The sequence below is a fragment of the Paramagnetospirillum kuznetsovii genome, from assembly GCF_003284725.1.
GTDB lineage: Bacteria > Pseudomonadota > Alphaproteobacteria > Rhodospirillales > Magnetospirillaceae > Phaeospirillum > Phaeospirillum kuznetsovii.
Genome location: NZ_PGTO01000017.1, coordinates 26,461 through 46,953, shown reverse-complemented (window position 1 = coordinate 46,953; position 20,493 = coordinate 26,461). Strand labels below are relative to the sequence as shown.

25 protein-coding genes are annotated in these 20,493 nt (G+C 57.5%); 17 read left to right on the top strand and 8 right to left on the bottom strand.

The genetic code is table 11. From position 1 onward, the window contains the following. Positions 1-14 precede the first annotated feature (14 nt). Positions 15-275: a hypothetical protein gene (locus tag CU669_RS16875; protein WP_146747765.1), complete on the bottom strand. Its 261-nt coding sequence runs from the start codon at positions 273-275 to the stop codon at positions 15-17. A gap of 328 nt (positions 276-603) precedes the next feature. Between CU669_RS16875 and CU669_RS16870 the strand changes: the two genes are divergently transcribed. The 14 genes from CU669_RS16870 (at position 604) to CU669_RS16805 (ending at position 12,118) form a co-directional block, all read left to right on the top strand. Beyond that, the gene (locus tag CU669_RS16870; protein ID WP_112146761.1) at positions 604-1,236 is read left to right on the top strand and encodes a hypothetical protein; all 633 of its coding nucleotides are present in this window, start codon (positions 604-606) and stop codon (positions 1,234-1,236) included. 172 nt (positions 1,237-1,408) lie between these two features. Continuing rightward, positions 1,409-2,953: an IS21 family transposase gene (gene istA / locus CU669_RS16865; protein ID WP_456095313.1), complete on the top strand. Its 1,545-nt coding sequence runs from the start codon at positions 1,409-1,411 to the stop codon at positions 2,951-2,953. After that, the gene (gene istB / locus CU669_RS16860) at positions 2,950-3,726 is read left to right on the top strand and encodes an IS21-like element helper ATPase IstB (protein WP_112146760.1); all 777 of its coding nucleotides are present in this window, start codon (positions 2,950-2,952) and stop codon (positions 3,724-3,726) included. Before istA ends, istB begins: the two co-directional genes overlap by 4 nt. A 420-nt stretch (positions 3,727-4,146) precedes the next feature. Further along, positions 4,147-4,470, top strand: a complete 324-nt coding sequence (locus CU669_RS16855; RefSeq protein WP_146747764.1) for a hypothetical protein — start codon at positions 4,147-4,149, stop codon at positions 4,468-4,470. Positions 4,471-4,937: 467 nt separating this feature from the next. Then, positions 4,938-6,416: an AAA family ATPase gene (locus CU669_RS16850; protein ID WP_161539701.1), complete on the top strand. Its 1,479-nt coding sequence runs from the start codon at positions 4,938-4,940 to the stop codon at positions 6,414-6,416. Positions 6,417-6,498: 82 nt separating this feature from the next. Then, positions 6,499-6,762: a hypothetical protein gene (locus tag CU669_RS16845; RefSeq protein ID WP_112146757.1), complete on the top strand. Its 264-nt coding sequence runs from the start codon at positions 6,499-6,501 to the stop codon at positions 6,760-6,762. Between the two features lies 1 nt (position 6,763). Continuing rightward, the gene (locus CU669_RS16840; protein ID WP_161539700.1) at positions 6,764-7,282 is read left to right on the top strand and encodes an MbcA/ParS/Xre antitoxin family protein; all 519 of its coding nucleotides are present in this window, start codon (positions 6,764-6,766) and stop codon (positions 7,280-7,282) included. A 2-nt stretch (positions 7,283-7,284) separates the two neighbouring features. Further along, complete coding sequence (locus tag CU669_RS16835; protein ID WP_112146755.1) at positions 7,285-8,178, top strand: hypothetical protein; 894 nt, start codon at positions 7,285-7,287, stop codon at positions 8,176-8,178. Then, positions 8,175-8,504 (top strand): hypothetical protein, encoded by a 330-nt coding sequence (locus CU669_RS16830; protein WP_112146754.1) that lies wholly within the window; start codon positions 8,175-8,177, stop codon positions 8,502-8,504. Before CU669_RS16835 ends, CU669_RS16830 begins: the two co-directional genes overlap by 4 nt. Before the next feature lies 1 nt (position 8,505). Beyond that, entirely contained in the window at positions 8,506-9,231 is a 726-nt protein-coding gene (locus tag CU669_RS16825) for a metallophosphoesterase (RefSeq protein WP_112146753.1), read from the top strand. Beyond that, the gene (locus CU669_RS16820) at positions 9,228-10,145 is read left to right on the top strand and encodes an HAD domain-containing protein (protein ID WP_112146752.1); all 918 of its coding nucleotides are present in this window, start codon (positions 9,228-9,230) and stop codon (positions 10,143-10,145) included. Before CU669_RS16825 ends, CU669_RS16820 begins: the two co-directional genes overlap by 4 nt. Further along, the gene (locus CU669_RS16815; protein ID WP_112146751.1) at positions 10,139-10,750 is read left to right on the top strand and encodes a hypothetical protein; all 612 of its coding nucleotides are present in this window, start codon (positions 10,139-10,141) and stop codon (positions 10,748-10,750) included. The genes CU669_RS16820 and CU669_RS16815 overlap by 7 nt, the downstream gene beginning before the upstream one ends. Beyond that, complete coding sequence (locus CU669_RS16810) at positions 10,743-11,654, top strand: hypothetical protein (RefSeq protein WP_112146750.1); 912 nt, start codon at positions 10,743-10,745, stop codon at positions 11,652-11,654. Before CU669_RS16815 ends, CU669_RS16810 begins: the two co-directional genes overlap by 8 nt. A 152-nt stretch (positions 11,655-11,806) precedes the next feature. Next, a complete protein-coding gene (locus tag CU669_RS16805) occupies positions 11,807-12,118 on the top strand; it encodes a hypothetical protein (RefSeq protein WP_112146749.1) in 312 nt (103 codons plus the stop codon). Positions 12,119-12,910: 792 nt separating this feature from the next. Here the strand turns inward: CU669_RS16805 and CU669_RS16800 are convergent. The 5 genes from CU669_RS16800 to CU669_RS16790 form a co-directional block, all read right to left on the bottom strand. Next, on the bottom strand, positions 12,911-13,975 hold the full coding sequence (locus tag CU669_RS16800) for a replication initiator protein A (RefSeq protein ID WP_161539699.1): 1,065 nt from the start codon (positions 13,973-13,975) through the stop codon (positions 12,911-12,913). 85 nt (positions 13,976-14,060) lie between these two features. Continuing rightward, positions 14,061-14,258: a hypothetical protein gene (locus tag CU669_RS21420; protein ID WP_161539698.1), complete on the bottom strand. Its 198-nt coding sequence runs from the start codon at positions 14,256-14,258 to the stop codon at positions 14,061-14,063. Between the two features lie 385 nt (positions 14,259-14,643). Continuing rightward, a complete protein-coding gene (locus tag CU669_RS21415; protein ID WP_161539697.1) occupies positions 14,644-14,793 on the bottom strand; it encodes a hypothetical protein in 150 nt (49 codons plus the stop codon). After that, positions 14,793-15,698 (bottom strand): metallophosphoesterase, encoded by a 906-nt coding sequence (locus CU669_RS16795; RefSeq protein ID WP_161539696.1) that lies wholly within the window; start codon positions 15,696-15,698, stop codon positions 14,793-14,795. Before CU669_RS16795 ends, CU669_RS21415 begins: the two co-directional genes overlap by 1 nt. A gap of 2 nt (positions 15,699-15,700) precedes the next feature. Beyond that, positions 15,701-16,264 (bottom strand): DUF7695 domain-containing protein, encoded by a 564-nt coding sequence (locus CU669_RS16790; protein WP_112146746.1) that lies wholly within the window; start codon positions 16,262-16,264, stop codon positions 15,701-15,703. 450 nt (positions 16,265-16,714) lie between these two features. Here CU669_RS16790 and CU669_RS16785 point away from each other — a divergent pair, with 450 nt between their 5' ends. The 3 genes from CU669_RS16785 to CU669_RS21170 all read left to right on the top strand — a co-directional run bounded on the left by CU669_RS16785 (position 16,715) and on the right by CU669_RS21170 (position 18,843). Next, positions 16,715-17,131, top strand: coding sequence for a LexA family protein (locus tag CU669_RS16785; protein WP_239988756.1), 417 nt, complete (start codon positions 16,715-16,717; stop codon positions 17,129-17,131). Positions 17,132-17,140: 9 nt separating this feature from the next. After that, positions 17,141-18,418, top strand: coding sequence for a Y-family DNA polymerase (locus CU669_RS16780; RefSeq protein WP_112146745.1), 1,278 nt, complete (start codon positions 17,141-17,143; stop codon positions 18,416-18,418). A gap of 125 nt (positions 18,419-18,543) precedes the next feature. Then, the gene (locus tag CU669_RS21170) at positions 18,544-18,843 is read left to right on the top strand and encodes a hypothetical protein (protein WP_146747763.1); all 300 of its coding nucleotides are present in this window, start codon (positions 18,544-18,546) and stop codon (positions 18,841-18,843) included. Between the two features lie 648 nt (positions 18,844-19,491). Here CU669_RS21170 and CU669_RS16775 read toward each other — a convergent pair. Both CU669_RS16775 and CU669_RS16770 read right to left on the bottom strand, forming a co-directional pair. Further along, positions 19,492-19,878, bottom strand: coding sequence for a hypothetical protein (locus CU669_RS16775; protein WP_112146744.1), 387 nt, complete (start codon positions 19,876-19,878; stop codon positions 19,492-19,494). 118 nt (positions 19,879-19,996) lie between these two features. After that, complete coding sequence (locus CU669_RS16770) at positions 19,997-20,491, bottom strand: AAA family ATPase (protein ID WP_161539695.1); 495 nt, start codon at positions 20,489-20,491, stop codon at positions 19,997-19,999. Between the last annotated feature and the right edge of the window lie 2 nt (positions 20,492-20,493).

Here is a 20,493-nt window from a genome sequence, read left to right as displayed (position 1 = left end):
AAGGCGGATGCGTTCTAAACGAGCGAGGCGGTGCCGCCATTGGCGCGAATGGCTTTCATGGCATTTTGCACGGCGTGCAGCTTGCCCCAGGACACATCCGAGAGATCGGAATCCAGGAGAGCCTGCATCTTATCGACGTCGATCAGCCAAACGTGGCCGCTCTTTTTTCCGATATCGAAAGCGTCGCACCAATTGGCGACAGTCGCACGTGTAAGACTCACGCCAAACGTCTTGACGATATCGATGAGTTCATATGCGGTAACAATTGTCTTCACTTTCTGTCCCCTTCTAAAGCCGACCATCAGTTCCTACCTGTGGAACGGTTTTGTTTTACTCATGTCAAAACCATAACCCAGGAGAAATCCGGTTTGCAACAACAAAATTTCGAAACAGTGAACGATATCAGTATGTTAATCGTATTTTCTGTCTATCAGATACGATTTATGAATTCTAGAAACCCAAGTAATATTGGGAAAATTCCACGTGCGGCGTGTCGTATGAAGTGCCCAAAAATTATTTTCAAATACCGATATGAATCGGGACTCCAAGGGCGGAAATCGTGTATGCGGTAAATCCCTGAATTCGCAAATCGGCAAACTTTCCATGGGCAAACACCGCCTCATCCCGCCAGTCGCCTCGATCAACACGGAAGCCGAACACCGCGACGCTCTGATTGCGCTGCTGCAGGGCAGAAAGCCGCCGGCCCGAGCCAGGCTGATTAAGAATTACCTGGCGGCGATCGAATCCGACCAACAGCGTGCGCGTATTGCGCAGATTGCCGAGCAGATCTCATCAGAGATGGGCCAAAGAGGACGACCGCCGCGCGACGATGCTCCGCGGACATCGAGCCAGCGCACGATTGAATCCAGGCAAGCTTACAGGGATGAAGTTGAACGGGCGCTGATGTGGCTGCTTGCCCATTTGACGGAAGTCGAGCAGCAGGAATGGGCGACCTTGTTTCCCAAGGTGGTGGAGCGTGGAATTGCAGGGATGCCGCCGGCGAGGGGCGGGGCAGGGGAGCCCATGCTGGAAGAGGGCGGCATGTTGCCGGTCAACGAAACGGATATCGACGCGCTGTATGATGATTTCGACTCTCTGGTAGAGATCATCATTGATACCGCGTCTCTTCCTGTCGAACGGCAGGCCTCTCTGCCAGCTGAGGAAAAGATTATTCTGCTGCCGGATAGCGAAGCTCGCCGCCGACAATTATCTTGGCCGGTTGAGCGACAACTATGATGGCCGGTATGATTGCCCGCTGGGGCCGGACGTAAGGAGGGGCGGAGCCCCGACTGGAGACCGGCCCCAGCGGGCGGCGGCATGACAAACGGCCCCATGGGGCCGTTCCAGCCTGACGGCGTCGAGGGTGGTATCCAAGGTCGCATCCGAATCAACTTGCGGTGCGGTCTTGATGCCTGGCCTTCACGTTACCGATCAGCAGGTAGTGCGCTACATGTCTCAACGACCGAATCACACTCAGGCGATCGCGGCGGCCAAGTCTGGCTTCAGCGAGCGTACCGCGCGGCGGCTCGACCATGACCTCCGCCTTCCATCCCAGAAAAATCCAGAGCGGGCATGGCGGACCCGTACCGATCCATTGACCGAGGTTTGGCCACGGGCGTTGGAAATGCTCAAGACCATGCCGGGCATCATGGCCGTCACCATCTTCGAGACCTTGCAGGAGGAATTCAGCCCAGATGCGGTTCCCGATACGGTGCGCCGGACGCTGGAGCGTCGGGTGGCCGATTGGCAAGCCCTCAATGGCGCGGACAAGGAGGTCTTCTTCCCCCAGCGTCATGAGCCGGGGCAACAGGCTCAGTCCGACTTCACCGTGGCCGATGCCCTCGGCGTCACCATCGGCGGCGAGCCGTTCCCCCATCGCCTTTACCATTTCCGTCTGGTCTACAGCGGATGGGAGCACGCCCATGTGATCCTTGGCGGCGAGAGCTTTTCAGCCGTCGCCGAAGGAATGCAGGACGCGTTGTGGAAGCTGGGCGGCACCACGGTGGAGCACCGCACCGACTCGCTGTCGGCGGCCTACAAGAACCTCGCTCGCGATGCCCAACTCGACTTCACCAGCCGTTACAAGGATCTGTGCGACCATTACGGCATGACGGCCACGCGCAACAATCCCGGCGTGGCAAACGAGAACGGCTCGATCGAATCCTCGAACCTTCACATCAAGCGGCGTCTCGCCCAAGCTCTCCTGCGCCGAGGCAGTCTCGATTTCGAGTCTCTCGATGACTACCGGCGCTTCGTCGATGGCATCTGCGACCGCCATAACGCCAGACGTAAAGCCTTGGTGGCCGAAGAGCGGGAGAAACTCAGACCGTTACCAAAGCGGCGGACGACCGACTTCACCAAGGTGACGGTGCCCGTCACGCGCAACAGCACCATCAGCGTTGATCGGGTGCTGTACTCGGTGCCCTCCCGGCTGATTGGGCACAAGCTTGAGGTGCATCTATACGATGACCGCCTTGTTTGCTTCTATGGAGCCACTTCCGTGGCCACCATGGAACGTGTCCGGGTCAACCGCTCCGAACGCGGACGGAATATCGACTACCACCATGTCATCGGGACGCTGCGACGAAAACCACAGGCACTGCGCAATCTGCTCTATCGGGACTCCCTGTTTCCCAGCGCAGCCTATTCTCGCGCATGGAGCGTATTGAATGCCGGGATGCCGACGCGGCTTGCATGCCGGATCATGGTTACCCTGCTCGATATCGCCAGCAAAGACTCGTCCGTGGAGGAGGCTCTGGGCCAGCGCCTTGATGCGATCTTCGACGCGGGAAAGATGCCTGACCCAGTTGCCCTTATGGCCGAATTTACTCCGAAGGATCCAAGGGTAACCGACATCACCATCCCGCCGCCCAACATCAAGGGCTATAATGACCTGCTGCCTTTGATGGGCACTGGCGCTTCGTCTGTCGAGGGCGGGGAGTTGCTGCCATGACCGCCGACACCGCGGTGCTCCCCACCTTGCTGACGGCGCTGCGCCTGCCCAGCATCGCGCGGAATTGGAAGCGTATCGCCGAAATTGCCGATCGAGATGACTGGCCCGCCGCCAGGTTGCTGGCAACGCTGCTGGAGATCGAGGTTGCTGACCGTACATCCCGACGCATCCAACGGCACCGCGATCAATCCGGTCTGCCTGCCGGGAAGACCTTCGCCACCTTCGACTTCAATGTCGCTACGGGTGTCCGCAAAAATCATCTGCTGGCACTGGGAACCGGCGACGGCTGGATCGAGACCGGAGACAACCTACTGATCTTCGGCGAAAGCGGCACCGGCAAATCTCATGCGGTGGCCGCCATCGGTGACGCCTTGATCGATGCGGGACGGCGGGTACTCTTCACCCGCACGACCGACATGGTCCAGCGGCTCCAATCCGCCCGTCGCGACCTCGCTCTTGCTGCCACCTTGGATAAACTGGACAAATACGACCTGATCATCCTCGATGACCTGTCCTATGTGCGCAAGGATCAGGCCGAAACCAGTGTGCTGTTCGAACTCATCAGTCACCGCTATGAGCGACACAGCATCGCCATCACGGCCAACCAGCCCTTCTCGGCTTGGGGCGACGTATTCCCCGATCCGGCGATGACCGTGGCCTCGATCGACCGTCTTGTCCACCACGCTACCATCATCGAAATGAACGGCGAGAGCTACAGGAAGAGGGTAGCCGTCGCTCGCGTCAAAGGCAAGGACAGCGCCAGCGACAATTAAAAACGTCTCATCACCCTCACTGGGGTAATTGTCGTTTCGACGGCGTAGCGACAATTACCATTCCCGCCAGATCGCGACCGCAGCGACAATTACCGTAATTGTCGCTGCACTTCCTTATTGCTGAGCAATGCTTGCTTGTGATAGCGGTATAGGTGCTACTCGACGGTGTCTCATACCGGCCATCCTAATTGTCGCTGACCGGCCACCGTAATTGTCGCGCCCCAAGCGAAGCGGACTTCGCTGCGCTGGACGAGGAGCTGGAGGAATTCGAACGCCCACGAGACCCTGAATCCCATTAAGCCACAAAGGAGCCGTATACCGGCGGCGCTTTCTCGACGGCGGAAATGTTATTAGCTTGGGTCACTGAAATCAGAACGGTAAGCGCGTTGCGATTTTTATCGAAAACATTAATATATTGGTATGGATATTACGATCAGACCTGAATTTCTGGACTTAATGATGACCCACGGCTTGACCGTATGGGAATCGCGCATCCTCGCTGCGATTCTGGCGCAAGGAATTATTGTCGGTTCCATGGATGACATCGTCATCGACAGCCAGGAAATCGCTGCGCGCATCCAGCGAAAGCTTGAACGAGCAGGGGAAGCCGTGCCGGCCGGCATCGGCGTCCAGTTGAGCAACGGCATTCCGCGGTTGATCGGAAAGGGCTTCCTGACATCCAGCGGCAAGCAGGGGCGCAAATTTGTCGTGTCTGTCGTTGCCGCCAAGCTGGAATGCAGCTGACTTAAACTGGTTACCACCACCAAGGTGCAACAGGCCTTCGAGGATCTGAAGGAGCCCCATTGCGACCATAACTGAACTGGAAATCTGCATGTGGTTGAAACTCACGTTTAACCCCTGTTTTCGTAGGTTTCACCCACACGCAGCTCTGATTTCCGCCATTTTTTAAAAATATGGCCGTCAAGTTCGTCAATTTGAACCACATCCATCCCTATTTCGGTGTTCAACATCAATGCGGAATATCGACACATAGATTAATGATTGTACGCAATACACCCTTGACGGGTAATACACCATGCCAGCCGGCCTGGATGTGGTTGAAATTCACAAAATCGGTCCAAAACGTGAGTTTCACCCACGCCCAAAGCCGTTTTCCGCAATTTGCAAAACACGGTATTTGATAACAATTTAGTTTCTCTTCGTGCCTTATTATGGTAGGATCGTTCTACCATCTAAGCAGGAGCTTCCAAATGCCTTCCGTCATCAACGAATTCAGGGGCCTTATGGACACCAGGACTAACTGGCGGCCTTCGTTCCGTCGTGATGGCATGCAGCCGACCTTTGAGGCCTGGCGCACCATGTCGCGCGCTGAGATGACCTCCTACAGCGTCAAACGCCAGATGATCAACATGCTGATCAGCTCGACCAGGTTTAACGACGACGCGCGTAAGGCCTTGGTCCTCGAAGCTGCCCTCGAGGAGGGCAATGCAGGTGCTCATAAATGCATCAAGGTGGCCATGGCCATCGGCGGCAATAGCGATTTGGCGCTCACCTGGCTGGCCTTTGCCGCCACCACACATCACCCCGAAGCTATCGCCATGCTGCTTGGCCACCTTGGCGAATATATCGCTCAGGAAAAGCGCAAATGGCCGCGATTGAAGGCGATCCGGGTAATGTTGGGGTGGTTTGCCTCTTCGTCCGTCACTCCGCTTTATAAATTAGACGCCCGCGAGCATACCGCAGGTGTTTTTAGGTTCGCCGAAGAATGGCAGACCAGTGTCGGTGCCAACGGCCCTGAACACGGGACGCCATTGAAAGCCGTTCCTGCCGCGCCTGAACAAGCCAAAAAGGCCGTGGCGCCGTCTCCCAATATCGCCGTGATGGCGAATGAATTGGCCGGCGATACTGGCAAGGCTTGGAATTTCTTATGCAGCGTACATCTGCGTGGTTCCGACGCCGATCCGGCTCTGATCCGCGCTGTGCTGCTTGGCGAATTCCCGTGGTGCGGCGATGCCATCGACGCCCTGCTGGGTGACATCGAGCTACGCCGTTCCGCAGGTCGCCAATGGATCAAGATTCGCCCGACTTTGTTTATCGGCCCTGCGGGAACCGGTAAAACCAGTTTCACGCGCCGCTTTGCCGAACTGGCTCAGCTCGGCTTTTCGACGGTCAATGTCGGAGGCTCTTCCGACAACCGCTCTTTGCAGGGCACGGCGAAGGGTTGGGGCTCGGCGAATCCGACCTTCGTTTTGCATGCGATGAGATCAACCAAATCGGCAAATCCGCTGATCATGTTGGATGAGCTCGACAAGGCGGCCGAGGGCACTCGCAATGGCTCTGTTCACCAGACCCTGCTTTCCATGCTGGAGCCCGCAACGGCCAAGGCGTGGACGGATGAATGCCTTCAGGTCCCTGTGGATCTCTCGGCAGTGAACTGGATTGCCACGGCCAATGATCTGACGCCGCTCAAAGGCCCGTTGTTGAGCCGCCTGCGTGTGGTTGAAATCGGTTCTCCCACCGCCGATGCCTTTGATTCGGTTTTTCACGGCATCCTGCGCGACATCGCCAATGAACTCGAAATTGAGCCGGGCGATCTGCCTGATCTCGAGCCTGAATCCATCGAGCATCTGCGCCGCGCCTTTGCCAAAGGCTGGCCGATCCGCCGCCTGCGCGCCGCTATCGAAGGCGCCCTTAATTCGGCCATGCCTCGGCCGCGCCTGATGAATTAAATTAATAAAAACATTAAATTCCCTATTGCGTTAAACGACGATAATCGGCATTATTTCCTTATGGAATTTGGAGTTTTTGGATATGTCGAATGTCTGGTTTCCCATCGGCCGCCTGGTTGCCACGCGCACCATTGTCGATAGCGGCATCGAAGTGCTGCCGCTGATCGGGCGCCACGTTAAGGGCGACTGGGGCGACCTCGATGATGAAGATAAGCAGGCCAATCAGCGCGCGCTGATCGACGGCGGCCGCCTGTTCTCGGCCTACATGGTGAATGGCCAGAAGATCTACATCATCACCGAAGCCGACCGCTCCTCGACCACCGTTTTGTTCGCTGAGGAATACTGAGGTGCGGCAATCCAATCCCATGTGGCGGCTCTTGTCGCGGCATTGGCCGAACGCGAGATATCGCGCGCTTTTCCTGAAGCGCCGGCGCGGTCAGGAAAGGAAGGCTATTTCGATTGAGTGTCTGGATAGAGAGCTGCTCGATGCGCTGGCATTGCCACACTTTGGCTTCCTCTCAACGTCTGACAATCACCTTCATGCCGCCCGAAATGTGGCCGACAGATCCAAGGAAATCAAAATGCGTGCGGAAGTTGAAGCAATGCTCGGTCTAGTGCCGCCGAATGTGGATATCAAGCGACTGGGCTATCTGAGCGCCATGCTTGCGAACATCTACGAGCTGGACCAGCAAGCGGTCAGAACCTGGATGGCCACGCCTTCCGCCAAGCTTGGCAACCAGTGCCCCGTGGATCTGATCGATACGCCGTCGGGCCTGGAGGTCGTCATCGCGGAAGTGGAACGCCTGCTTTCCCGCAAGGTGGTGATGAAGAACATCAAAGCCTTTCAGGCCCTAAAGGATCGCTAAAAATGCCCCAGGAACCCAACAGAGCTGAACGGATGCAGGCGCTGCGCGATGAGATGCGTCGCCGTGGCTGGCGCGGCCTGGAGATCGAATCCGGTTGGGTCGGCATTCTTGAGGAATTTTGCCATGCTGTGGCTCACATTCCCTGCAATGAGTTTGCGGTAGCCCAGATCAAGGAAAAGTTCGGCACGCTGCGGATTTACTACACCGTGAGCGATAGATTTAAGCAGTTCGTCGCCGATGCGAGGACCAGGGCTGAGGCCCGGTCTTTTGTGACATGCATCCATTGCGGCTGCCGCGGCCGGATGCGGAATAACGGCTGGCATTCGGTCATGTGCAATGTGCACGACTGTGCTTACAAATCCTATCGCCCCTCGGCAGGCAGTCCGTCTCTCAGCGAAATCCCCGGTGAAGACGACCCGGTTTCCGCTTACGCCCTGGCCATTCGGCGTGATTTTCGCGGTCAGCCCATGCTGGAATTTGTTGAGCTCCTTAGAGGTGGCGAGGGGAATTACCTTGGGACCGATCGCATTGTTCTTTCGGCGATGATCACGGCTGAAAGCCTGGTTATTGCGCTGGATCCCGAAGGTGTCCTGGAGCACCTGGGCGGCACAGAAGGCTTGCCGTTCAAGATCATCCAGGCGCGCGAGGCTTTCCTGGATCTGGCCCAGCTCTACGGCCGCTCCATCGATGAGCTGGACGCTCGGCTGGCCCATGTTGCCGATGAGGAACAGCGATATATCGACCACCAAGCGGTTTTAGACACCTGGCATTCCAGGCCGCGTGAACAAAAGATCGCCGGCGAATTACCGAAGTCAAATTGCAAGGGTCAGCTTGATGAACTGGCGAAGACATGGCGGTGGCTCAAAGGTCTGCCGGAAGATGAGGTGCTGAAATGAAAGTCGTAATCTCGCGCGGATGGGGCGGATTCCCTGTCGGAAAACTGCATGGCCTCAGCAAGACAATTTTCGGGCGTCCGAAGGACGAAGTGGCTGCCCTGCCGCGCAGTAATCCGTGGCTGATCAGCATGGTCGAGGCTAATCCCGGCTGTGGCCTGTTGGCGGTCGAGGTGCCTGACGGCCTTGGGTGGACGATCTTTGATTATGACGGTCAGGAAGCCGTATTGCTCGGTCTGCCCGAAAAGATTGTCCGCATTACCGACGAAGGCGTTGTCGATCTTACCGTCGGCGAATTTCTCGACCCTCAAAAGCTAAGCGGAATCTAACATGGACAGGATTTACGCCATCGGAGACGTCCACGGCTGCGCTGAGCAGCTGGACGCCTTGCTGCGGCAAATTCACCTGCACGCCGCCGGCGCCGGCATTGACCGCCCGAAGGTGGTGTGCCTGGGCGATTACATCGACCGCGGTCCCGACAGCAAGGGCGTGCTTGATATTTTGACCGGGCCCAAGATGGATCAGTTCGAACCGGTCTTCCTGCTTGGCAATCACGACCTGGTGCTGGTCGGCGTTTGCGAAGGCGGCTTGCCGAGCTGGGACTGGGTCAGCGAGCACGGCGGCCAGAAATGCATGGATAGCTTCGGCCATTTCCCGGCGCGGAATTTCAAGCTGTCCATTAAGCATTTCCGCCAGGCCATCCCGCCGGCGCATAAGGCCTTTCTGGCGGCCCTGAAGGCTTCCGTTAGTCACCGCTACGGTCCGTGGTTTTTCAGCCATGCTGGCGTTAATCCCAATAGGGCTCTGGACCAGCAAACGGCTATGCCGATGATCTACGGCGACATCGACATGTTCCAGCACGATCATGACGCCCTGGCGCCCAATCTGCGAGAGCGCCTCGGCGCCTGCGTCGTCCATGGTCATTTCGTCTCGCGCAGCAAGCAGGTGGACGTCCACCCGCACCGGATCTGCGTGGACACCGGTGCCGGCTATCCGGGTGGAAAACTGAGCGCAGTGGCGCTGTTTAACGATGGGCGAGTGGAGGTGCTGACGTGACCAAGATCGCGTTTTTGGATATAGATGACGTAATTTTGACCGGCCGCGCCCATGCGTTGCCTGCCAATATCGCGCGTCTCGAGGCTTTCAGGGCCACCGATGGCGTCGGTTTGACCCTGCTCGAATCTCAGCCGGCGACCTTCGATCCGGTGGCCGTGGCCTGGCTTAACCGCCTGGCCCAGTTGAGCGGCGCCAAGATCGTGGTGCATTCGTCCTGGCGGAAGTCGGTCGGCGATAGGGAGACTGTGGCTCATCTGATCTCCCAGGGCGTTGAGGCCGCATATCTGCATGAGAAGCCCTGTTGCCCTTGGAAATTCACCTCGCCGAAAATCCACGATATCTCGCTTTGGCTCGACAGCGCTGAAGAGCGCGGTGAGGTCATCGAGCAGTTTGTGGTCATCGATGACAGCGATGTCTGGCGCTCGAGCGAGTCCGATGAACCGAGTGATTTAGATGACGACGGACGGCCTTACAGCCCCATGGCGCGCCATCCGCAGGGCTTGATGGTCCAGGTTGATCCGGCAGTCGGGTTCAGCCCGGCCGATTACCGTAAAGCGCTCGACTTCTTCGGCGTTGAAGATCCGCTATTCGATCAATCCAGGACCATCAGAATCGAGCGGACGCTCTCGCGCGCCGAGTTTTCCAGCTACGAGTCCAATGACCGCCTGGTCGTTCTGCTGATCGACAACGTGCCCTTTACCTATATCGGCGGCGGGATGACCGAGTGCCCGACAGTGCCTGAGGTGGTGGTTCCGCAAGCCGAGATCGACCGGCTGCGCGAGGATCTTCCGTCCTGGCCCGAGCGGGCTTGGGCGCCGGATTTCGAAGACGAAAAGCTGGTCGACCGCATCCTGGCCGGCGACCGTGAGGCCTTGGCCGAACTTCGTCGGATTTCGAAGGTGAGAATATGGTGAAAATCCCTGCAGCCGGCACGTCTGATGACATCATCTTGGGGTCCTGGCTTGCTGCCTTGGTCGAGGCGACGGCCTGCCACATCGAAAGCAGCCCGGTGCCTTGGAAGTACGGCCCCATCCAACTGCGAAAAAACCACTGCCATTCCGCCGAGCCGCAATCGGCTTCGCATTGGGCAATCTGGATGGAAGGACGGGACTTTCGAGACAGCGGACTCTCTCTTGTTCTGCCGAACCCCCAACTGCGCGACGCTTGGGCCTGGCTCGACAGCTGGTGGACTGAGGATTACCTGCCGCGCCATCCGGCCATCGCCCTGCGCGAGGCCATGTCCGACGTTGCCTGTGCTCAGGAATATTCGTCCTGGATGTGGAATACCGAGATCGTCGCCTGGGAACTCATGTTTGGCGAAATCGACACTTCATCATCGCGCTGGCGCGGTGAAACCCATGGCTTGGCAGAGACGGCCGCAGAACTGAGGCGGCTGCATAGCCTCGTCGATGGCTGGTGGATTGAAGGCGATGAAAATGCAGGCTGGGTGCCGGTCTTCATTGATGCCGAAGCCTGGGAGATCCGGCGCCGCGAGAAATGGGAGGGCGAAAATGGTTAAGTTAGATGGACGCAATGCGGGCGGCTATACCGTCGCCGCCCTGCTGCCCAATCTCATTCACCGCGAACAGTATCTCGATACCATCGCAATGGGCGCTGTCGACCTCAAAGACGCGGCCGCCAGACGTGAATTCGCAGAGATCCTGCGCAAGGGCGATGCTATCCGTATTGCACCGCATATCTTCGGCTGGCGCGACCCCCTCGGCACCTTGATGCTGGCCCAATATGGAGGTGCCGGCACCCCTGATATGCCTGCACCGCACCTCGTCGCCGCGGCAATGGCGCGCCAATACGGATGGCGGCTTGCCATGCCCGTGGTGATGGCCCGCAGCGTCCTTGGTTTGGCTGAGCGTCCTTTGGAATTACCTGAAATCCCGTATGACCAAAGCCAGCCGCGCCATTTTACCAAGGCCAATCTGACGCTCATTTCTGCTTCGGCCGACCTGTTTGACCTGTCGCCGGCGGGCCAATGTCTGCGGCAGGCTTTGCCGCGTGACGCGTCCGGGCCTGGGCTGGTGGAAATCGGTGAGCAGGCCGGTGGCGCAATCATCGCCACGGCGATCTTCCTTGATGGTCTCCGTGCCGATCTGGCGGCCGGACGGCTCACCGAGCGCGAGATCCTTGTGGCCAACGCCATTGTGGAAAACGTTGGCTCTGTTGGCCGCCGGGCGCCGAAGGAGTTCGTACCGCCGCCTGAGGACGAGGTGGTGGCCACCGTCGATCAATGGCGGGAATTCGAGCGCGACGGATCTGTTTTTCTGACGGCGCAGCGCGTCACCGGGCACCCGCATTTGTCGGGAGATCGGCTGAGTCGGACGAGTCCGGTGATCTGGATCGACGAGCGGTTGGGCTTTGCGCGGACGCGTTCGCGGTTGTACCGGCTCGGGAAGAAGGTGGGTGCTTAGAATACGGGGATCACGCGGCGTCAAAAGCCGCTTCGTTGTCACGTTTGAAACCCTGCCCATATTGGTAGTATAGTAGTATAATGCGATTTGCGTATTGTGCCCCCCGCTATATCGCTAAAAGCTTTTGATATTTTTATTTCATTGGAGTGGCCATGGCCCTGGACGACGGTAGCGTGAAGCAGAGCGGCAAGAAGGTGGTGAAAGCTGCGATCAGTATGCCCCCCGACGAGAACCTTCGCCTGCTCGAGATGGAAGATCTCGCCATGAAGGCTGGCCTGAAGGTTACGCTGTCGCAGATCTGCCGCGCTGCCCTGCAATTGCTTTACGAGGTTGAGCCCGCTGATCGCCTCAAGCTGATCGCTGCCGTCCAGACCTTCTCACCCGGGCCGCCGAAGGGTGCGCCGCGCAAATGGAGTGGTGTCCGTCGGCCTCGAGTGCCAGGCTTGCCACCGGCAAATGATTGACAATACGGGCGGACAACGGTGGTGCGAAGGTTGAAAATCCGGCTGTTCATTTCGTGTCAAGGAATGACAAAGCTGTAGATCCTAACTCAACCCTGGACTGTTCGGCAAACTCCAGCGGTGCGAGAGAATCCCAAAAAGCGACATTTGCTCCATATTGAAGAGCAATTCAGGGGTGCTGCGAAGCGCACCCATTTTATGTTCTGGCAGGAGTGAGGAGGGATAACAGGCGGTCAGATTGAGTTTTGTTGGGGAATAGGCGCTTGAAGGTAGTTTGTTATTGCGCAGGGGTTTTAATCTGTCCGCAAGACGAAGGTGAGCAGTGCCAGTGGATCCCGTTTATTGAACGTAGGAACGTTCCTTGGCTGAAGCTGGGTTTAGATTCAGTTAGATATAGTTTATAGAATCAGTTAGGCGGGTGTGGATAACCACAAGGCGGCTTTATCTAACAGTGAGTTATCGCTTTGCGTTAAAGGAGCGATACTCCGTTTGCCAGGGTAGTGATACTACGTTCACAAGGAATGATCTTCCGTTCGTTGAGGAATGATACTCCGTTGTTTGGTGGACTTATCCACAGATTGGCCTACTGGTCGGCGTCGGTTGCTCTAAGGAACGATACTCCGTTCGGACTCTCGGAAAAGAATCGTGTGAGTCAATGGCTTGCACCTCGACATTCCACAATGCAGTGTTTTCAGCCGGTTGGCCGATTCTGAAGCTCAGATGGTGGTTTATCGAACGGAGTATCGTTCCTTGCGGCAGCTTTGCTGTCACAAGGAACGCTGTTCCAGTCATTTCTTAGCCATCCTTCGAGGCAATTCGCCCGAACAAATCAGCAGCTTCAGCGACGGCTTCGTGCACGGCGGTATTATCGACAATCTCATCTTCGAATCCGAACGGAGTTTCATTCCCCGCGTCATCGCCATCATCGTCCAGGGCGTCGGTGCCAGCCTTGAATCCACGGTTCCAGACCATATTCACCAGTTCCTCGCCGTCGTGATTGCGGCCCAGAGTGAAGGTGTAATCAGGGATCTTGCCGCCCTTGATTGCGCGGCGGATGCTCTTAGCGAAATCATTGCGGTCCATGGCTGAGCCGCTGCGCTCATGCAACGTTGCCATCTTCAGGGTAAAGCCCTTTTCCTGGCGCCCGGCAACCTTGCGGGCAATGCGATAGAGGAAGCGCTCAAAGCCGCCGGTGAGATCGAAATAGGCGGGCGAGATGGCCAGGATGCCCTTGCGGGTGCGAACCGATTCAATCATCCATTCCGGCAGAAGAAAGCGCATGCCGCCAGAGCCGGCTTCTGAGGGCTCAAGCTCTTCAAATTCATGGATCAGCGTAAAGCGCCGGAAGTTCTTCAGCTGGCGTCCGTGCCACAGATTGGTCTCGATGACGCAGGTTTGCAGGCGGGCAATCGCAGCACGAAGATCCGAGAACAGCACGCCGGATGATTTTTTCCCGTCATGGACGCGCCGGATCCCTCGAAGGATCTCGGTCGGCAGGGCTTCAATGCCGGGACGGTTCCATTTCCAGTTAGGCTTGTTGGCATATTGGTTCGGTCCGACCTTTACCAAGGTGCTGGACGGCGCCGGCTTGCCATCGCGTTCCCGGCGGAATCGCTCGTTCACCTGACCGAGCAGGTAGATGATGATGTCGTAATCCCAGATAGTCGGCTGGCCGAAATCCTGATGCGGAAGAATACGGATCACCAGTTCACCGGCGCGATATTCGACAGGCTCGGTCCTGATGTTCTTCGACAACGAGACCAGTGGCCGCTCGAGCGCGTCTCTTTGATCGCGCAGCACCACATCGGGCAGCGCGTCGAACAGGACATCAAACTCAAGCTGGCGGGTATCGAGTTTCACGGACATACCACATATTGTTCGAATTGCGAAATTTGGGCGAGTCATTTTTACGGGCTGTGCGCGCCTCCTAGCTCGAGATGCAGCTTCAATCTTCCTCTTTGACCATTGCCACGCCGGCGCCAACGAAGGCCCCTGCGGCGCTAATTGCTTCGCGGTCGCCACCCAGGCCAATATCCTCGGCAAAGGCGCAGGCATCTGCATAATGGCGCTCTGCCATGGCTCTGAAATACGCCACCCTCTCAGGGCTTGGAGTTTTGCGCGCAACCGGCTTCGATGTGGACATATAAGCTCCTCATTATTAAGTGTCCGTCATGGCGCAAGCTTTGGACCCACCACAACGGACTTCGCCGAGTTTCTCTCGGGACCCCTACGGTCCTTGCAGCTTGGTGGTGCCCCCCGCCCCGGTCGAATTTAATGGCGCCGGTGAAAGCGTCACGAGATCAGGTAGCGCAGCGACTTCTTCCTCGGTTGCCGAGCGCAAAGGCGCCCCGTGGCCGGAACAGAGCGGCTTACCGCAGACCGGGAACGTATGCTTTTGCGTTGTCGCCGACGGCGGAAGGGAGACCCAGCCGCATGAAGGACAGATCAGATAGTCAGTCATTCGCTTCACCAATCTTGATCCTCATGGACACCTTGCTGGCCGAGGGTCCCGCTTCGGGACCACGAGGTCACAAGGCGATAACCCTGATATCCGACAAAAGCTCATCCACAACGTCCGCGCCCCTGGCCACTTCTTCCTCGGTCAGAGGAATTCGAGGCTCAACGCGCCCGAAGAGCAGAATGTCAACTTCGTCTTGGTTGAGGCTCTTGCCGCGCATTATAGATCCACCACCAGCGGCTCATAAGTATCGGCGCCCGCCTCGCTGCAAACGTAGCCGCGCTGGCTACTGAGACAGCGCGTCCGGCCAATACGGACATCGTGATTAAAATGCGTGTGGCCGTTCAGCCAATAATCGGGCTGCCACAATTCAATCTCAGCCGTCAGGTCGCTGGCGAAAGCCGGCGACAGCTTACCACCGCGATATTCCGGGGGATTGGCATCGGGAATCGGGGCGTGATGGGTCACGATGAGGACCTTGGCGTCAGGGCCTTCGGTGACGCGGATCCACGTCATCTCGCGCCGCAGCCAGGCTAAGCTCACGTCGTGCAGCTGGCGTGCCATGGCAGGCGCGAACCGATTGCCGCGCAGATAGATGCACAGATGATCGTTGAGACCGCCGGCGGCATCGCGCATGCCCTGTACGATGGCGGCATCGCGGTCATCGTCTGATTTGGATAACAAGGCGTAATCGGTCCATAACGTACAGCCCAGCACATGCAGCTTCTCGCCGCGGAACTCGAAGGTCGCCCGTTCGTTTTCCAGAAAGGTCACCCGGCCACAGGTGGCCTTGGCGGCCGCCCGAAGATCGGGGATCAGCTTGTCCAGATCACGGCCGTTATAAGCGCAGTGGTTGCCCATCACATAGACCACCGGCGCACCCAAAAACAGCGCCACCTGATCAGCGTAGGTGATGCCGTGGAGGTCGAGGTCGATATCACCGGCCAGGACGACCAAGCCGAGATTTTCGCCACGCAGGTGACCCAAAAAAGGACCGACGTCAGGGTGACCAGGGCACGCCCGGCGCGCATTGCGCAACCCAAACCACTCGGCGGTCGGGCGACGCGGCCCGTTCGGGTGTTCATGTTCGTTATGGAGATCCGACATGACGAGACAGCGAATCATGATCATTTTTCCTGCGCTTCGAGGCGCCGGACATGAGCCCAAAGCTCGTCCAGCGGCATGTCGTCAAGCTCATCACCGTCCATAAATCCGGCTGCGCGGGCCCGGCCAATCAGCCCCTTGCGCATTGCATCCGTGCTCAAGAATTTTAGGTCGGGCATTGAGCTCTCGCCGGCCCAGCAGATGAGCGTGACATCCATTCTGGCCACAGCCTGAAGGCGCCCGTTTTTCGTCTGAACTTCGACTCGAGAGAGGTACTCGCCGGTGACGCCATCTTGCCTGTGCAGCGCCTCGGCGGTCAGCGTCTCATAGCTATCGCGGTCGACCTCGATAAGCAGGCATTGGCGCGGTTCGTCGCCCAACCAGACCAAAGCCTGGAAAGCAGACGTGTCGTAGACGAACGTAGACAATTCTTGGAACTCGGCATCACAAACACGCCGCAGATATTCCATGCCGCCATCGGCGGCCACGAGGCCGCAGGTGCAGTGGGCCATATGGTGGCGGCTACGAGATTCGGCGATGCCGCCGCAGGAGTGACAGCGAATGGCGTTACGAGTGATGTGGCGCATATTCTACTCCTCTCGCAGTGTGGTTTACCAAAGTGACTGGCGCAGCAAAAGGCGCCCTGGTGATGGTGGTGGGTAACCCTCTGACCGCTTGTCACTGGTGTGACTGGCGCAGCAGAAGCTCCCCTGGTGGGTCACACCCTGATTTGTGGCTTCGTGGCTTGTGCTGTTTGCCGGTCTTCATCTGCTGGCCCTCCGTCGCGAATATTCTCGATGCCGTAAGGAGAATATGTCGTATTCCGTTTATCGGCGCAACGAGATATTTAATGTATTTATTAATTTTATTCCCGCTCTTGCCCACCTCAATCATTTCCTTCAGCGGCGCTTGCGATCTTGATTCCCCGCGCCGCCTGGCGGTATGTTCTCCTCATGTTCACACATGATTCCACCTGTCCCCTGCCGCCGGGCACTCACCGCGCCTCGGCGCGAGGATTCAGCCCGGGCGATCACCTTGTGCCCTCTGGACCTGACGGTCCCAGTCGGGGCCAAAGTGTCCTGAAGAATGCCACGGCGCCGATCTACTCGGCCCTGGTGGCCGCTGGATTCCCCTCGCCGGCCGACGACCACTTGGAAGGCCAGCTGGATCTGCACCAGCTGATGGTCAAGCGACCGGCGGCGACCTTTTTCTGCCGCGCCGATGGCGATTCCATGACCGGCGCCGGCATCCAAAACGGCGACCTGCTGGTGGTGGACCGGTCGGTACAGCCGCATGATGGCGACGTGGTGGTGGCCACCCTGGATGGCGGGTTGACGGTCAAGCAGATGCGCAAGACTGCGTGCGGCTGGGAGCTGGCATCTGCCAATCCTGATGAAGGCGTGCAAATCTGGGGCGTGGTCACCTTCAGTGTCTCAGCCCTGGCCAAGCGGTAGTGGCCAGCCATGGCCCGCTACGCCCTGGTCGATTGCAATAACTGTTATGTCTCATGCGAGCGGGTCTTCAATCCGGCGCTTGATGGCAAGCCAGTTGTCATTTTGTCCAACAATGACGGCTGCGCGGTCGCCAGGTCGAATGAGGCCAAGGCCCTTGGCGTCCCTATGGGCGAGCCCGCCTTCAAGCTCAGGCATCTGGTTGAGCGTGAAGGCCTGATCATGCTGTCGAGCAATTATGCACTCTACGGCGACATGTCAGCCCGGGTCATGTCGGTGCTGGCCACCTTCTCGCCCGGTATCGAGGTCTATTCCATCGACGAAGCCTTCCTGGATCTCGACGGCATGGAAGTGCCCGATCTGACGGCCTGGTGCCATGAGGTCCGTGCCACGGTGCGCCGCTGGACCGGCATACCGGTTTCAGTGGGGGTTGGCTCCACCAAGACCCTAGCCAAGTTGGCCAACCGGCTGGCAAAGAAGTCCAAAAAGGCGGATGGCGCCTTGGACCTGACGACTGATCCGCGGTGGCTGGAACCTGCGCTGAAGCAGACACCTGTCGCCGATATCTGGGGTATCGGCCGCCAATTCGCTTCTCACTGTGGGCTCGCCGGTATTCAGTCTGCATACCAGCTTACCCAAGCATCAGATGCCTGGATCAGAAAGACCATGGGCGCGGTCGGGCTGCGAACGGTCATGGAATTGCGCGGGATTTCCGTCCACACCTTGGATAGCGCGCCATCGGACAAGCAGACCACCTGCTGCTCGCGATCATTCGGTCAGGCCGTTACTGATATTGATCAGGTGCGCGACGCGGTGACCTCATTCGCCAGCCGGGCGGCTGAGAAGATCCGGGGCCAGGGCTTGGTAGCCGGGGCACTTCAGGTGTTCGCTTACACAGACCGATTTAGGAAGGACCAGCCACAATATGCCCTGAACGCCACGTTACGCCTGGCGCCGGCCACATCGAGCACGCCGGCGATCATCGCCTCGGCGCTTCGCGGTCTGGAATCATCATGGCGCGACGGCTACGGCTACAAGAAGGCCGGGGTGATCCTGCTGGATCTGGTTCGTCCCGAGGACATACCGCGCGATCTGTTCTCGCCGGCGATCGAGGATAACGGACGGCCTGCAGCCTTGATGGTCGCTATGGATGCCGTCAATGCCAGAATGGGAAAAGGTGCCGTCGGGTTCGGCCTGGCCGCCGAAGACGCGCCGTGGCGGATGCAATGCGGGAATCGGTCACCGAGCTGGACCACCAGCTGGGATGACATACCTACGGCTAAGGCGTAGCCAATGCCGCAATGACGTGCTTCTTCCTTATTGTATAAGGAAATTCCGTTGCCAAATTTCCTCCAAGGGGTATCATCCGAATAACGTTTATCAACGTAATTCGATAGTATTTTTAGGAGGAGAAAATGGAACTCGAATCTAAAATTGTGGTGCGACTTACGGGTCAATCCCGTGAGATGGTCGAGCATTATATCCAATCACTGAAATCCGCTTCGCTGACGATCGGCTACGACCTTTCGGTGGAGTGGGGGCCTTCAGCGCATCGAGATACCGATGTTTGTGATGCCATTGTCATGGCAACCAGACGCGACCGTTCTGGCGAACGTTCGGAATTCGTGGATTTTCCGATCCTGGTTCATGATCGCCATGCCCGAGGTTTTGCCGGATTGCAAATCAAGCAGAACCGTCGTCAAGCTGGTGTCTAAAATCATGTTTATCTGCCTCGAATATGGAACGACACCACCTTGTACCCCCTGGCTGGTTGCTAAAATGGCAACAGTGTCTGGTTTATAGTCCCGTCGACTGGTAGTGCTTGCAGGTGTGGAGCATCGCTAATGCCGGCCGAGTTGCCAAAATCGCAACTCGCTACCTCCGGTAATCGCCGATGTCGAGAAAGGTTCCATGGTGATCTGATCCTGGCAGCAAGGGTATGGCCGTGGTTGAATCGAAGACGGCTCAACTCTTGCTCGTCGAAGCCCTGAACGACCTTTCGCCATGTGTGGAAAGCCGCAGATCTCCGATCGCCGACACCACCGACCGCAGGAAGGGCAGGAGGGCACAGGCATAGGCCTTTTGGAATTCCAAGGGACATCTCTATTGCGCTATTGGGGTTTCCGATGGCCTATTGCCATTACGGTAGGTCTGAATATAGCGAATTGGCATTGACTCCCGAAGGCGCAGAGAGCAATTCTAGCTTCAGACGTCCATACAGGTGGGAACAGCTGCCCCACGCGCCAGCCGGAAACGGAAGGCAATTAAGAGCCGCAAGGCTCCCAAGAGATCGAGGATTGCATCTCGGTTGGACGCTCCGAAGGCTCGGCGCTCTGGCGATCCGGGCCTTCTGCTTTTTCGGCCTATCTGATCTTGTGAACCGAGTTGCGGGCGACGCGTTGGCTGACCTCATCATCGTTGATACAGTAAGCCGACGCGATGTTGTATTTCCCATTCCGACCAAGCTGGATGACGACGGCGACCAGCACATGAACGGTTTCGTCAGGCATAGATACGTCAAGAATCAACTCGATCTTGTCCGGGTGCTTCCCGTGCAGGCCAACATAGGTCGGAGCCCGGCAGCATTCGCCCAGGTGCTTCATGACGAGGTGGTAGTCGGATGCGTGTTTTTTCGCCGTCTTCTCATGCACCATTGCTGAAAACCATGCTTTTCGCTCGACCAGCGATAGCTTGAGCGTCCGGTTGATATCGGTGACGCACAGGTCCAGTTCATAGTGGCGCAAGGTCAAGGTAGAGGCTTTCTATCTGGTCTATCGGCAGCATAGCCGGAATATCAAACAGCGCACTGCACTTGATTGACCCTATTCCGACGGCAGAACCTAATGTCATCTCTCCCTTGCCGAGCAATTATGCAGTGCGCATTCCAGCGACAATCATTTGCGCTTCATCAGTTTCCATACTTTGATATCGGTTTAGCATCCCTTTGATGATGTCGAGAGGGACGTTATGTACTGTCCGCTTCACACATTCATCAGGATCTTTCGCCCAGGGTGTCGTCGGTTCAATCAATTCAACGAGAGCATTGAGACTTGCGGCAAGGCGAAAATACTCTTCCATATCGCGATGAGTGATATGGGTGTTATCTACGACGATATAGTCACATCCGCTTTTTACAGCCGATTCGATTCGTTGCCGCGCATCAACATGAGCAATGCGGATCTTGGTGTGGTCGTGCCTATATACACCATCACTTCCGACAAAGAAGTCATCGGCTGAAATCACTCTACCGTCATTTCTTGATGCAAGAATTTGAGCCAAGGTGGATTTGCCAGATCCAGCAAGGCCCCGCATGAGTACCATCTTCAATTTGGCTTTGGGAGCTTCCGAAATCATGTTTGACATTA